The organism is Saccharothrix syringae (genome assembly GCF_009498035.1).
GTDB classification, from domain to species: Bacteria; Actinomycetota; Actinomycetes; order Mycobacteriales; family Pseudonocardiaceae; genus Actinosynnema; species Actinosynnema syringae.
The window spans coordinates 5,328,768-5,341,910 of the sequence record NZ_CP034550.1; the positions used below are offsets into that span (position 1 = coordinate 5,328,768).

Here is a 13,143-nt window from a genome sequence, read left to right on the forward strand (position 1 = left end):
GGCCCGGAGCATGGTCCCGCGCCGGACCCGACTTCGCCCCCGACGAGACCCCACCGGGGTTTCGCCGGGCGGGGACCCGGCGGCGGGGGTGACCGGTACCGCGCCGTACCGGTCACCCGCGCCGGTCGAGCGCGTCGCCTGCGACGTCGCCGAGCAGCACCAGGCACACCACGGTGACCAGCAGGAACCCGCCGGGGAACAGCAGCAGGTGGGGGTGCTCGGCCAGGTCGCGCGACTGGTTGACCAGCACGCCCCAGGACACCGCCGGCGGGCGCAGCCCGACCCCCAGGTAGGACAGCGTGCTCTCGGCGGCCAGGTAGCCGCCGAGGCTGGTGCTGCCGACGGCGACGACCGGCGGGAGCGCGTCGGGCAGCACGTGCCGCAGCACCACGTGCGGGTGGGACGCCCCCAGGGCGCGCGCGGCGTCCGCGTGGCCCGACCGCCGCGCCGCGATGGTCGCCCCGCGCGCGATCCTGGCCACCGGCGGCCAGCCGAGCAGCGCCAGCGCACCGACCACCGCGACGACCGAGTGGGCGCGCAGCAGGGTCAGCAGCACCAGCACGCCCAGCAGGGCGGGCAGCGCGGCGAAGACGTCGGCGGTGCGCGAGACGGCGCTGTCGACCCAGCCGCCGCGGTAGCCCGCGACGGTGCCGGCCAGCCCGCCGACCACGACGGCCGCGACCGCGGCGCACAGCCCGACGAGCACGGCCGGCCGGGCGCCGTGGACGGTCATCGCGTAGTAGTCGCAGCCCAGCGCGTTGGTGCCGAACACGTGCGCCGCGTCGGGCGGTCGCGCGCCCAGCGCGAGGTCGCAGTCCCGGGGGTCGCGCCGGGTCCACAGCCGGGGCAGCGCGGCCATCGAGAGGACGGCCAGCAGGGGCAGGGCGAGCACGATCCGGCCCACGCGGTCAGCCATGGCCGATCCGGGGGTCGAGCACCGGGTAGAGCAGGTCGACGGCGAGGTTGACCACCAGGTGGACCAGCAGCGCGATCGTGGCCGCCGCGATCACCACCGGCGCGTCGCCGTCCGCCACCGCGGTGAACACCAGCCGGCCCGCGCCGGGCACGTTGAACACCCCTTCGACCACCACGGCGCCGCCGAGCAGCGCGGTGACGTCGGACCCGAGGTGCGTGACCACCGGGACCAGGCAGTTGCGCAGCGCGTGCGCGCGGACGACCCGGGCCCGGCCCAGCCCCTTGGCGGCGGCGGTGCGCACGTGGTCCGCGCCCAGGTTCGCCGCCACCGCCGACCGGGTCACCCGGGCGGTGACGGCCGCGGCCAGCGCCCCGAGCACGGTGGCCGGGACGACCAGGCTCAGCCACGGGTGGCCGGGCCGGAACGCGACGGTGAACACGTCACCGAGGAACTGCGGCGCCCACGGCTGCCCGTCGAGCCACCGGCCCAGCCGCACGCCCAGGCCGAACTGCGCCAGGGCGCCGAGCAGGAACGGCGGCACCGCGACGAGCGCGGCCGCGCCGACCCGCACCAGCCGGTCGGCGGCCCGGCCGCGGCGCGCCCCGGCGAGCACGCCCGCGGTCAGGCCCGCGGCGGCGTTGACGGCGAACGCCAGCAGCGCCAGCCGGAGCGTGACCGGCGCGGCGTCGCCGACGGCGGCCAGCACGTCGCGGCCGCGCACGTCGGTGCCGAGGTCGCCGGCGAGCAGGTGCCGCAACCGGGTGCCGAACACCGGCAGGCACGGGTCGCCCACCCTGGCGAAGCACGGGTCGTCGGTGCCCAGGCGGCGGGCCGCGGCGGCGAGCTGGGCCGCCGTCGGCACCCGGTCGCCGAACACCGCGCGGGCCGGGTTGCCGTTGAGCTGGATGCCCAGGGCGGTCAGGTAGTGCAGCGCGAACAGCGTGGCCAGCACGGTCGGCGGGAACTGGAGCAGGCGGCGGGCCAGGTACCGCCCCGGACCGGTCACCCCCGCAGCCGGACGCCGGTCAGGTCGAGGGCCCGGGTCACCGGGTGGACCGACAGGTGCTCGACCCGCTCGCCCAGCGCCATCGCGGCCCGGTCGAACCACAGCGGCGCGACCGGCAGCTCCTCGGCCAGCAGCTCCTCGGCCTGCCCGTAGCGGCGGGCCGCCTCCACCGGGTCGGCCGCGCCGTCCCCCTCGGCGATCAGCCGGTCGAACCCGGGGTCGGACCACCGCGAGTAGTTGCCCGACTGGCCGGTGCCGAACAGGGGCTTGAGGTAGTTCTCCAGCAGCGGGTAGTCCGGCACCCAGTTGGTCCGCCACGGCCCGGTGGCCCCGCCCTGCCGCAGGGTCTCCAGGTACTGCGCCGACGGCAGGGTGTCGCGCAGCTCGTAGTCGATGCCCAGGTGCCGCTTGACCTGGTCGCCGACGGCCTGCATCAGCAGCTCGGCGCCGCTGCCCGAGGGGAACCACAGCTGCAGCGGCCCGCCGCGCCAGCCGCCCGCCCGCGCCAGCAGCTCGCGGGCCCGCGCCGGGTCGAACCGGCAGTGGCCGCACCGGCCCGGCCGGGCGCCGGGCACCAGCGCCGGGGCGAACCCGTCCGCGGCGGTGTAGCGCCCGGAGACGACCGCGTCGCTGACCGCCTGCCGGTCGATGGCCAGCGAGATGGCCTGCCGCACGCGCTTGTCGTCGAACGGCGGCAGGTGGGTGGGGAACCCGAGGTGGCGCACGGCGGGGCTGTCCTGCTCGACCAGTCGCGGGCCCAGCCGCTGCCGCGCGTCGGTGACCTTGTTCGGTGGCACGTCCTTGAGGAAGTCGACCTCGCCGGCGAGCAGGTCGTTGTAGGCGGTCTCGCCCTGGGCGTAGACGAGGAAGGTGAGCCGGTCGACCGCGGGCGCGGGGCCGGGGTGGGCGTCCTGGCGGACCAGCGCGAGCCGGCGGTCGTGCTCCCAGCGGCCGTCCACCCGGAACGGGCCGTTGCCGATGGGCGCCTCGCCGCACGCGGTCGGGTCGGCGGCGCACGCCGCGGCCATCGGCAGGAACACCGGGGCGCCGAGCAGCACCGGGAACGCGGCGAACGGCGCCGCGAGGGACACCTCGAAGCGGAGGTCGTCGAGCTTGCGCAGGCCCGCGAGCCGGTCGGCGCGGCCGGACTGGGCCTCGGCGAACCCGCTGACGCGGTCCAGGAACGACGCGCCCTGCTGGGCGTTGGGCCCGTGGGCGGCGAAGTTCCACGCCCGCAGGTAGGCGTCGGCGTCGACCGGCTCGCCGTTGTGGAACCGCCACCCCGGCTCCAGGGCGATGGTCCACACCCGCCGGTCGGTCGTGGTGATCGACTCGGCCATGGCGTTGACCGGCGCGGAGGTCTTCGGGTCGTACTCCACCAGGCCGGTGTAGAGCGCGCTGAGCACCAGCACCGCGTTGGAGTCGGTGGCGTCGGTGCTCAGCAGGGACCGGGGTTCGGTGATGGCGACCCGCAGCTCACCCGCGGGCGGGGTGCCGTCCTCCGCCCCGGTCGTGCCCCGGCACGCCGCCGCGGCCAGCAGCAGCGCCACCCCGCAGCAGGTCGAGAGTGCCCTCGACATGGGTGCTCCCCTCCAGGTCGACCAGTTGTCGCCCGATCCGGTCGGCGTCGGCGGTCCGGTACTGCCCCAGGTACCGCTCGCGGGCCTGCCGCCAGCACCGCCGGGCCTCGTCGCGCCTGCCGAGGGCCAGGTGCGCCGCCGCCACGTGGTCGAGGGCGTTGGCCTCCTCGAAGGCGTTGCCGAGCTCGCGGTAGAGGTCGAGCGCCCGGAGGCCGTGGTGCAGCGCGCGTTCCCAGTCGCCCAGCTGCTGGTGCACGTACCGCAGGCTGTCCAGGGTGTTGGCCACGGCCTCGGCGTGCCCGTGGGCGGTCAGCAGGGCGAGGGCGAGTTCGCACTGGGCCCGCGCCTGCCGGTGGCGGCCCACCTGGGCCAGGTACCAGCCGACCCCGTTGCGCGCCTCGCCCTCCTGCGCCGGGGTGCCCACCGCGCGGAACAGGTGCAGCGCCCGGGCCAGGTGCGCCAGCGCCGCCCGGTGGTCGCCGGTGGCCTCCCGGATCGAGCCGAACGCCTGGTGGGTGTGGGCCTGGGCGCGCCGGTCGCCGGTGCGCTCGGCCAGCTCCAGGGCCTGCCGGAGGTGGTCGACGGCCTCGTCGTGCCGACCGAGCCGGGCGCAGGCCAGGGCCAGGCGCCTGCGGGTGAGCACCAGGGCCCCGGTCGACCCCGACCGGGTCGCGGCGGCCAGCCCCAGCACCCACACCGCGTGCTGGTCGGCGAAGCGCCCCTGCCTGCGGTGGAACGTGCTCAGCGACCAGGCCAGCTGCCACACCGCGTCGTGCCTGCCCTGCTCGTCGGCCAGCCGCTGCGCGGCGAGCAGGCACGCGTGCTCGGCCTCGAACCACCGCATGGCCGCGGCCTGGTCGGGCAGGTCCACCGGCTCGCACCCGGCCGCGGGCGCGACCTCGACCGGGTCGCGGTGCGGGTTGAGCAGCCGTTCCCCGGCCACGGCGGTGTGCAGGTAGAGGTCGACCACCCGGTGCAGCGCCGCGGCGCGCTCGTCCGCCGCGAGTTCGCCGGCCCGCTCGGCCGCGTAGAGCCGCACCAGGTCGTGCATCCGCCAGCGGCCGTCGCGGTGCCGCCGGACCAGGTTCGCGTCCTCCAGGTCCCGCAGCACCGCCTTGGTCCGGGACGTCGGCAGCCCGGCCAGGGCCACCGCGGCGGCCAGCCCGCTGTCGGGCCCGGGTGCCGCGCCGAGCAGCGCGAACAGGCGCCGCGACCCGGCCGCGAGCGGGGCGTGCGACCAGGACAGCACCGCGCGCACGTCGACGCCCAGCTCACCGCCGTCCAGCGCGTCGAGCCGGGCCGCGGAGGACCGCATGTCCTCGGCCAGCTCGGCCAGCGGTAATCGCGCGGTGCGGGCGGCGCGCGCGGCCACGATGTCCAGCGCCAGCGGCAGCCCCGCGCACGCGGCCAGCAGCTCGGCCGTCGCCGCGGGTTCGGCGGCCGTGCGCCCGGCGCCGAGGCGGCGGGTCAGCAGCTCCTCGGACTCCGGCCCGCTGAGCACGTCCAGCTCCACGGCCGCGGCGCCGTGCGCGACGACCAGGCCGCCGAGGTAGCGGCGGCCGGTGACCAGCACGGCGCACGACGGGCTGCCCGGCAGCAGCGGTTCGACCTGCGGGGAACCGCCGGCGTTGTCCAGCACCACGAGCAGCCGCTTGTCGGCGGTCAGGCTCCGGTACAGCGCCGCCCGCGCGTCCGGGTTGCGGGGCACCGCGTCGGCGGGGACGCCCAGGGCCTCCAGGAACGAGTGCAGCACCTCCTCCGGTGCCGGCGGCGCGCCCGCGGGACCGAAGCCCCGCAGGTTGGCGAACAGCTGGCCGTCGGGGAAGCGGTGGGCGTTCGCGTGCGCCCAGTGCAGGGCGAGCGAGGACTTGCCGACGCCGCCGGGACCGGTGACGACCGCGACCGCCACGCCCGGGCCCGACAGCGCCTCGTCGAGGCGGCGCAGCGGGCCGGACCGGCCCACGAACAGCCGGGGACCGGCCGGGAGCTGCCGCGGCACGACGTCGGGGGCCGACCGGGCGGTCACCCGGCGGCGGGGCGCGTCGAGGGCCGGCGCCGAGGCCAGCACCTGCTGGTGCAGCGTGCGCAGCGCCGCACCGGGCTCCAGGCCCAGCTCCTCGGCCAGCCTGCGGCGGATCCGCTGGTAGTGCGCCAGGGCGTCGGACCGGCGCTCGCTGCGGTACAGCGCCAGCACCAGCTGGCCGGCCAGGCGTTCGTCGAGCGGGTTCTCCTCGACCTGGTCGTGCAGCTCCGGGACCAGCGCGGCGTGCCGGCCCAGCCGCAGCCGCAGGTCGGTCAGGTCGAGCCGGGCGGCCTGGCGCCGCATGAGCAGGACGGTGCGCGCGTTGTTGAGCCAGGCCGTGTCCAGGGTGCCGAACGGGTCGCCGCGCCACAGCCGCAACGCCTGCTCCAGCAGGTCGGCGCTGCGCTCGTCGTCACCGCCCGCCCGCGCCTCGTCGACCAGGTCGTGGAACCGGAGCACGTCCACGGCCGCGGGGTCGACGGTGAGGCGGTAACCGGGCGCGCACCGCTCGATCGCCACTCCGTCCACGCCGGTCAGCGCCCGCCGCAGCAGCGCCAGGTAGGTGTGCAGCGTGTTGACCGGGCGGTTGGGCAGCCGCCCGCCGCCCCACACCCGGTCCACCAGCTGCGCGCTGGGCACCACCAGGTTGGCCTCCACCAGCAGGACCGCCAGGACGCACCGCTGCCGCGCGTGGCCGACGTCCACGGGTCGACCGCCGACCAGCGCCTGGATGTCACCCAGCAGGCGGAACTCCACTGCCATCCCAGTCCCCGGTGCTCCCGCGAGAGATCACGATCCGACGACGCTAATGGCTTCCGCCGGCGCCGCTCAAGGTCTGTCGTTCGAATCCCCCCTTCGGCTGCACGGCGACGCATTCGCGCTGTCGCCGTGCACGCCGGGTAGTGCTTTTACCGCATTGCGGCGGACATTTCGCGAATGGTCGCCGCCGGGGGCGGCCGAGTGGTGCGCGGGAATCGGGCGAACGCGGTAACCGCCCGGTCGGCGCGGGTCAGCGGGGCGGCGGTGCGTTCGGTGCACCACCGGTCGCGGGCGGACCAGCGCATTTATGGGTGCCCAAAGTCCTGCCGAAGGCGCGGTGCGGATCGTGGTCGGTGCGCGGGGCCCGGCGGTCCCGGAGGGGAGCAGGTGGTCGATGGACGTGGCGTACGAGAAATTCTGCCTGGCCGACCCGGTGTTCTACGACTCGCCGGCGCGGGTGCGGACCGGACCGGCCGAGGCGCTGTCCGCGGGGCGGGTCGTGCCGCACGGGTGGGTGCGGCACGAGAACCCCGAGTGGGTCCACCTGACGCCGACGTCGGCGCGCCTGCCCGCGCAGGGGTGGAAGGTCCACGTGTCGGCCACCCCCGCCAACGCGGTCGAGGTGCTGGACGCGGTGTGGGGGTACTGCCTGCCGCGGGCCCTCCCGTTCAAGTTCCTGCCCGACCTGACGGCCCTGCTGCTGCGCAACGGGAAGTACGCCGACCGGGGCGGCAGCGGGAAGTTCATCACCATCTACCCCGCTTCGACCGGCGAGCTGGAGCAGCTGCTGGACGGGCTCGGCGCCGCCCTCGACGGCCAGCCGGGGCCCTACATCCTCAACGACCTGCGCTGGGGCGCCGGGCCGCTGCACGTCCGCTACGGCGCGTTCCGCCGCCGGTTCTGCCGCGCGCCGGGCGGTGAGCGCGTGCCCGCCATCGCCGACCCGACCGGCCGGCTGGTGCCGGACTTCCGCGGGCCGTACTTCGAGGTGCCGCCGTGGGCGCCGGTGCCGGACTTCCTGGCCGAGCGGATCCGCGCCCGGCTGCGCGACGAGCAGGCACCGGCGGACTTCCCGTACACCGTCGCGCGACCGCTGCACTTCTCCAACGGCGGCGGCGTCTACCTGGCCACCGACACCCGGACCGGGCGGCGGGTCGTGCTGCGGGAGGCCCGGCCGCACGCGGGCCTCGACGCCACCGGCCGCGACGCGGTGCGGCGGCTGGAGCGCGAGCAGGAGGTCCTGGAGAAGCTGGCCGGGACCGGGGTGGTGCCGGAGCTGTACGAGCGGTTCACCTGCTGGGAGCACCACTTCCTGGCCGAGGAGTACGTGGAGGGCGCGACGCTCGGCCGGATGTTCGTCGACCGCTACCCGCTGATCCACCCGGAGGCCACCGAGGCGGACGTCGCCGAGTACACCGCGTGGGCGCTGGACGTGCTCGACCGGGTGCGCGAGGGCCTGCGGGTCGTGCACGACCACGGCATCGCGTTCGGCGACCTGCACCCGCACAACGTCATCGTCCGGCCGGACGGGCAGATCCGCTTCGTCGACTTCGAAGCGGCCTCGTACACCACCGACGAGCAGCGCCCCGGCCTGGGCGCACCGGGGTTCGCGCCCCCGGACGGCCGCCGCGGCACCGCGCTCGACCGGTACGCGCTGGCCTGCCTGCGGGTCGCGGCGTTCCTGCCCCTGACGGTCGTGTTCCCGCTCGCGCCGGACAAGCCGCGGGCGCTGGTCGAGACGATCGCGCGCCGGTTCCCGGTGCCCGCGAGCTATGCCCCGGAGGTGCTGGCGGAGTTGCGCCCCACCGCACCGCCCGGCCGGATCGGCGCGCTCGCCGACGCCCTGGACGCGGGGGACGGCGTGTGGCCCGTCCTGCGCGCGTCGCTGCACCGCGGCATCCTGGCCGGCGCCACCCCCGAGCGCGACGACCGGCTCTTCCCCGGCGACATCAGGCAGTTCACCGGCAACGGCGTCGGGTTCGCCCACGGCGCGGCCGGGGTGCTGCACGTGCTGAACGCGACCGGCGCCGGCCGCCACCCCGAGCACGAGGACTGGCTGCTCGACGCGGTGTGGCGAGGGCAGTGCGGCGACGCGGTCGGCTTCTTCGACGGCCTGCACGGCGTGGCCTACGCGCTGGAGGCGCTGGGCCGCCGCGACGACGCGCTCACCCTGCTGGACGGGGTGCCGGACACCGCCCTGGACACCGCGTCGGCCAACCTGTTCGACGGCCTGGCGGGCATCGGCCTGAACCTGCTGCACTTCGCCGGGCGGACCGGTGCCGGGGAGTTCCGCGCCCGCGCGCTCGACGTGGCCGACCGGCTGGTCGACTGCACCGCCGTGCCGCCGGACCCCTCGGCGGTCCGGCGGGCGGGCCTGATGCACGGCCCGTCCGGGCACGCGCTGTTCCTCCTCCGGCTGTTCGAGGCGACCGGCGACCGGCAGTTCCTCGACCTCGCGGAGACCGCGCTGCGCCGGGACCTCGACCGGGCGGTGGCGCTCGACGACGGCACGGTGCAGGTGGACGAGGGCTTCCGCGTGATGCCCTACGTCGCGACCGGCAGCGCCGGCACCGGCTTCGTGCTCGACGAGTTCCTGCGCCACCGCCCGGACGAGGAGCTGGCGGGCACGCTGCGGGGGATCGCGCGGGCGGCCACCCCCGAGTTCGTCATCGGCTGCGGGCTGTTCAACGGCCGGGCCGGGCTCATCGCGTTCCTGGCCAGGCTGCGCGACACCGGCCGGGTCGAGCACGGGCCGGTGGTCGAACGGCACCTGCGCAGGCTGTCCTGGCACCTCCTGGACCACCGGGGGCACGCCGCCTTCCCCGGCGACCAGCTCCTGCGGTTGTCGATGGACGTGGCCACCGGGTCCGCCGGGATCCTGCTCGCCGTCGCCGCGGCCCTCGACGGCGACCACGCGACCTTCCCGTTCCTGTCCCCGTGGGAGGGGGTGACCCCGTGACCTTCGTGTTGAACCTGCAGAAGCTGGACGCCTCCGGCGACGACCTGTTCGGCCTCAGCACCCACAGCGACCACTGCTGCAGCTGCGTCAGCCTCCTGGCCTGCAACTAGGAGCTGTTCGGGGTTCGGATCATGTGGTTGGGATCAGGGTCTTCAGCCACATGACCGCTCCTCGTAGATGTAGTCCGGCCTCGTGGCTTTGCGGGATCGAACGAGACCGGCCGGTCGGGCCGGGACCCCGGATCCGGTCCAGCACCGTCCGCAACCGCGGGTTGGCCGGGGGTGAGCACGAACGCCAACGGCAACCCCGCGGCGTGGATCTTGCTGCTCAGCCCGCCCCGGGACCGGCCGAGCCCGGCCGCCGCAGCCCGCGCCTTCCGACGACGCCCGCGAGCGGCACGGTCCCGACCGGCAGGCGTGCCCGCGTCGGCCGTGTCAGGCGCGGACCGCGGCGCACCACCCGCAGCACGCTCTGTTGGGTGGGCAACGGAGCCCCCTTTTCCTCGGTCAACGCCTGCTCCAGCGCATCCAGGGTCTCCCCGGCGACCGCCACCCCGCTCAGGCACTGAACCGGGAGTAGACGGTCAACTGCTCGCGCACCCGCCGTGGCAACAGCCCGGTGGCCGCCACCGGCACGTGCGGCTCGATCAGCGCCCACTCGGCATCGGTCAGATCACAACGCGCCACAACCGTGTTCTACCAGCCCCAACCGGCACACCACCGAGCCCAACCGAGATCCGAACCTCAAACAGCTCGTAGCGCGCCACGGCACCGGTGCGGCGCCACCGCACCGGTGCCGCCGGTGTCACCGCCGCCACTGCTCCGCGGGCGTCGCGCCGGGGAGCGGCCTGCCGACCAGGACGAGCGGCACGAAGAAGTTGACCTGCCCGATCGCCAGGGCCAGCGTCGTGATCGCCAGGTCGTCGTAGTGCCGGGACACCTGCGCGTACAGCTCGTCGGGGACGCGCTCGCCGTGCGGGTTCGGGGTGAGCACGGCCTCGACGAGCGCCAGCGCGGCACGCTCGGGCCCGGTGAAGCAGGGCGCGTCGCGCCAGGAGGCCACCGCGCTGATGCGGTCCTCGGTCTCCCCGCCCCGGCGGAGGTCGCCGGTGTGCCGGGCGGTCAGGTAGGTGTTGCCGACGAGCTGCCCGGCGCGCAGGTGCACCAGGCTGATCGTGGTCCGCGGGACCGAGCCGTTCCCGACCGCCTCGAACAGCAGGCCGCCCAGCTCGGTGAGCCGGGGGACGTGGGCGGTCGGGTCGGGCAGCCGCGGCTGGTGGGTGCTCATGGTGGGTTCCTCTCCCGTTGTGGGGTGTCCACCGACCTGACGCCGGGCGCGCGGCGGAGGTGACCGGCGGGGCGCGGTCACATCCCACGGGTTTCGTTCGTCAGGCTGGTGGAGGACCCACCGGGGGAGGACGGACGTGGACGTGTTGGCCAGGCGGTTCGAGGAGCACCGCACCCACCTGAGGGCGGTGGCCCACCGGATGCTCGGCTCCCTGGCCGAGGCCGACGACGCCGTCCAGGAGACCTGGCTGAAGCTCGCGCGCGCCGGGGCCGACGACATCGACAACCTCGGCGGCTGGCTGACCACGGTGGTCGGCCGGGTGTGCCTGGACGCGCTGCGCGCCCGCCGGCTGCGCCGCGAGGACCCGCTGGAAGCCCACCTGCCCGACCCGGTGATAGGTCCCGAGGACACCGGCCACCCGGAGGCCGGGGCGCTGACCGCCGACTCCGTGGGCCCGGCGCTGCTGGTGGTGCTGGAGTCGCTGACCCCGGCCGAGCGGCTGGCGTTCGTCCTGCACGACCTGTTCGGGCTGCCCTTCGAGGACATCGCCCCGATCGTCGACCGCACCCCGGTGGCCGCCCGCAAGCTCGCCAGCCGCGCCCGCGGCCGGGTCCGGGGCGCCACGCCGAGCCGGGAACCGGACCCGGCCACCCAGCGCCGGGTCGTCGACGCCTTCCTGGCGGCCGCCCGCGAAGGCGACTTCGAGGCCCTGGTCGCCATCCTCGACCCCGACGTCGTGCTCCGCGCCGACAACGGCACCCTGACGGTCGTCCGCGGGGCCGAGGCGGTGGCGGGCCGGGCCGCGGTCTTCCGCCGCGCGGCCGGCGCCGCCACCACCCGGCCCGCGCTGGTCAACGGGGCACCCGGCCTGGTCAACACCCTCGGCGGCGGGCTGTTGTCGGTCATGGGCTTCACCGTCGCCGGTGGTCGGGTCGTGGCCATCGACATCCTCTCCGACCCCGCCCGGCTGGCCCGGCTCGACCTCGGCGGGCTGGGTGTCGACCTCCGGGCGTGCCGGGTCGATCGACCCGAAAAGCGATGAGGGTTCCTCGTTTTTTCGAAACTCTTTCGCTCCCCGCCGAATTGCGGAAAAGGTGTCGTGGGGTCGCCCGCGCGCGCCATTCCAATGCGCGGCCGGTCGGGCGGTCAACGCAGATGCCGGCCTTTCACTCGTATTGCTCACCACGTCGTGCTCCGTTCAGGTGATCATCGCCGGAAAAGCCGCCGGGATTGATTTGCGAATCGGCGCCCGAGGTACCCCTGGAAAGCAACACCCCGAAAGGGGAGTCCGACGAAGGGAGAAAGCGAATGTCGATCCAGGACGTTGTTCGACGCACCGGCAGAGCGGTGGCGCTGGTCGGCGCCTCCCTCCTGGTGGGGACGGGCGTCGCCGCGGCCGCCCCCGCCGGCGAGGACCCGGGGGTCGGCCCCTACGCCGTCTACGTGTCGCAGGGCGAGGACTACGCCCAGTTCCTCGGCGGTGTGGTCAGCGTCTGCGACATGGAGGGGGACGGCAACCTGGTCTACGCCGAGTACCGCCTGCCGAACAACACGATCGGCCGGGTCACCGACGACAACGGGGTGACGCCCGGCTGCGGTTCGGTGACGGTGACCATCACCCACCTCCGGGTGTGCGAGAACGACATCTTCGGCGACAGCTGCTCGGAGTGGAGGCCCTGACCTCCCGCGTCGCCGATCGCGCCACACCTGCTGAGGCGGGGTGAAGTCCGATCGGCCCCCCGCGCCCACCTCCGGGTGGGCGCGGGGCCGTTCACCGTGAACGGGCGAGTGCACTGCCCTTTCGTGCGCGGTGATTTCCCGTGCTGAATTCCCCCGGCTTTGCCCGTGGCGCCCAACCGCATTCGGGAATCGCGTTCACGACCCCGTCACCCGGTAGTGCCGCACCGCCCGCCGCCAGACCAGCGCGGCGGCGACCGCGGCGAGCACCAGGGCGGCCCCGGCGTAAGGTCGAAGCGGTGGGGGAGCACATCACCGAGCCGTCGTCCCGCCTGATGGCGTTCGGGAACCAACTGGTCCGCGTGCACGTCGCCCTGCGCGAACAGCTCGCCGAGCTGCGCGACCACCTGGACGACCACCTGACCGGCCACCTGACCGGCGAGCACCGCCCGCTGCCCGACCTGCGCGCGCACTGCCTGTCCTTCTGCGCGGCCGTCACCCGGCACCACACCGCCGAGGACGACGGCGCGTTCCCGGTGCTGGCGCGGGAGCACCCCGAGCTGCGCGCGGTGCTGGAGGAGCTGGCGCGGGACCACCGGGTCGTGTCCGACGCGCTCCGGGCGCTGGCCGAGCGGATCGGGTCGCCGGGCGGCGACGAGGCGTCCGCGCGGGCGGCGCGCACCGAGGTGGACACCGTGGCCGCGCTGCTGGAGACGCACTTCACCTACGAGGAGCGCAAGATCGCCGACGCGCTGACGGGGCTGGCCGGGAGGCTCGGCGCGGTGGACGCGGAACTGGTGGCGCGCGCGGTCGAGGTGCCCGGCCGGTAGTCCGCAACCCCCAGGTTTGGGGATACGCGCACGCCGCCCGCCCCGCGAGAGTACGAAGTCACGCCGCGCGGTCCGCGTCGGCGGGGGGGACTCTCGGAGGGGGACG

10 protein-coding genes and 1 pseudogene are annotated in these 13,143 nt (G+C 75.6%); 4 read left to right on the plus strand and 7 right to left on the minus strand.

Annotated features, from left to right (window positions below; genetic code table 11):
* Positions 1 to 112: 112 nt before the first annotated feature.
* From EKG83_RS23120 to EKG83_RS23135, 4 genes are read right to left on the minus strand one after another with little or no spacing between them, the layout of a single operon-like run.
* Positions 113 to 916 (minus strand): ABC transporter permease, encoded by an 804-nt coding sequence (locus EKG83_RS23120; protein ID WP_033429431.1) that lies wholly within the window; start codon positions 914 to 916, stop codon positions 113 to 115.
* Complete coding sequence (locus EKG83_RS23125; protein WP_033429430.1) at positions 909 to 1,922, minus strand: ABC transporter permease; 1,014 nt, start codon at positions 1,920 to 1,922, stop codon at positions 909 to 911. Before EKG83_RS23125 ends, EKG83_RS23120 begins: the two co-directional genes overlap by 8 nt.
* The gene (locus EKG83_RS23130) at positions 1,919 to 3,502 is read right to left on the minus strand and encodes a peptide ABC transporter substrate-binding protein (RefSeq protein WP_063741275.1); all 1,584 of its coding nucleotides are present in this window, start codon (positions 3,500 to 3,502) and stop codon (positions 1,919 to 1,921) included. Before EKG83_RS23130 ends, EKG83_RS23125 begins: the two co-directional genes overlap by 4 nt.
* Positions 3,399 to 6,287 (minus strand): AfsR/SARP family transcriptional regulator, encoded by a 2,889-nt coding sequence (locus tag EKG83_RS23135; protein WP_084716180.1) that lies wholly within the window; start codon positions 6,285 to 6,287, stop codon positions 3,399 to 3,401. Before EKG83_RS23135 ends, EKG83_RS23130 begins: the two co-directional genes overlap by 104 nt.
* A 397-nt stretch (positions 6,288 to 6,684) precedes the next feature.
* On the opposite strand from EKG83_RS23135, the gene lanKC reads away from it, so the two are divergent.
* A complete protein-coding gene (gene lanKC, locus EKG83_RS23140; RefSeq protein WP_051765246.1) occupies positions 6,685 to 9,243 on the plus strand; it encodes a class III lanthionine synthetase LanKC in 2,559 nt (852 codons plus the stop codon).
* A 271-nt stretch (positions 9,244 to 9,514) separates the two neighbouring features.
* On the opposite strand, the pseudogene EKG83_RS49745 reads toward lanKC, so the two are convergent.
* The 3 genes and pseudogenes from EKG83_RS49745 to EKG83_RS23150 form a co-directional block, all read right to left on the minus strand.
* Positions 9,515 to 9,643, minus strand: a pseudogene (locus EKG83_RS49745) (IS5/IS1182 family transposase); the annotation flags it as partial.
* A gap of 157 nt (positions 9,644 to 9,800) precedes the next feature.
* Positions 9,801 to 9,929: a hypothetical protein gene (locus EKG83_RS49090; protein ID WP_265590346.1), complete on the minus strand. Its 129-nt coding sequence runs from the start codon at positions 9,927 to 9,929 to the stop codon at positions 9,801 to 9,803.
* 118 nt (positions 9,930 to 10,047) lie between these two features.
* Complete coding sequence (locus tag EKG83_RS23150; RefSeq protein ID WP_033429428.1) at positions 10,048 to 10,530, minus strand: carboxymuconolactone decarboxylase family protein; 483 nt, start codon at positions 10,528 to 10,530, stop codon at positions 10,048 to 10,050.
* A gap of 136 nt (positions 10,531 to 10,666) precedes the next feature.
* Between EKG83_RS23150 and EKG83_RS23155 the strand changes: the two genes are divergently transcribed.
* The 3 genes from EKG83_RS23155 to EKG83_RS23165 all read left to right on the plus strand — a co-directional run bounded on the left by EKG83_RS23155 (position 10,667) and on the right by EKG83_RS23165 (position 13,037).
* On the plus strand, positions 10,667 to 11,572 hold the full coding sequence (locus EKG83_RS23155; protein WP_051765059.1) for a sigma-70 family RNA polymerase sigma factor: 906 nt from the start codon (positions 10,667 to 10,669) through the stop codon (positions 11,570 to 11,572).
* Between the two features lie 266 nt (positions 11,573 to 11,838).
* Entirely contained in the window at positions 11,839 to 12,210 is a 372-nt protein-coding gene (locus tag EKG83_RS23160) for a hypothetical protein (RefSeq protein ID WP_153278316.1), read from the plus strand.
* A 296-nt stretch (positions 12,211 to 12,506) separates the two neighbouring features.
* Entirely contained in the window at positions 12,507 to 13,037 is a 531-nt protein-coding gene (locus EKG83_RS23165; protein ID WP_211269030.1) for a hemerythrin domain-containing protein, read from the plus strand.
* Positions 13,038 to 13,143 lie beyond the last annotated feature (106 nt).

Coding starts and splice junctions, on each gene's coding strand:
- EKG83_RS23120 (WP_033429431.1), bottom strand. CDS start 916: ATGGCTGACCGCGTGGGCCGGATCGTGCTCGCCCTGCCCCTGCTGGCC.
- EKG83_RS23130 (WP_063741275.1), bottom strand. CDS start 3,502: ATGTCGAGGGCACTCTCGACCTGCTGCGGGGTGGCGCTGCTGCTGGCC.
- EKG83_RS23135 (WP_084716180.1), bottom strand. CDS start 6,287: ATGGCAGTGGAGTTCCGCCTGCTGGGTGACATCCAGGCGCTGGTCGGC.
- EKG83_RS23150 (WP_033429428.1), bottom strand. CDS start 10,530: ATGAGCACCCACCAGCCGCGGCTGCCCGACCCGACCGCCCACGTCCCC.
- EKG83_RS23160 (WP_153278316.1), top strand. CDS start 11,839: ATGTCGATCCAGGACGTTGTTCGACGCACCGGCAGAGCGGTGGCGCTG.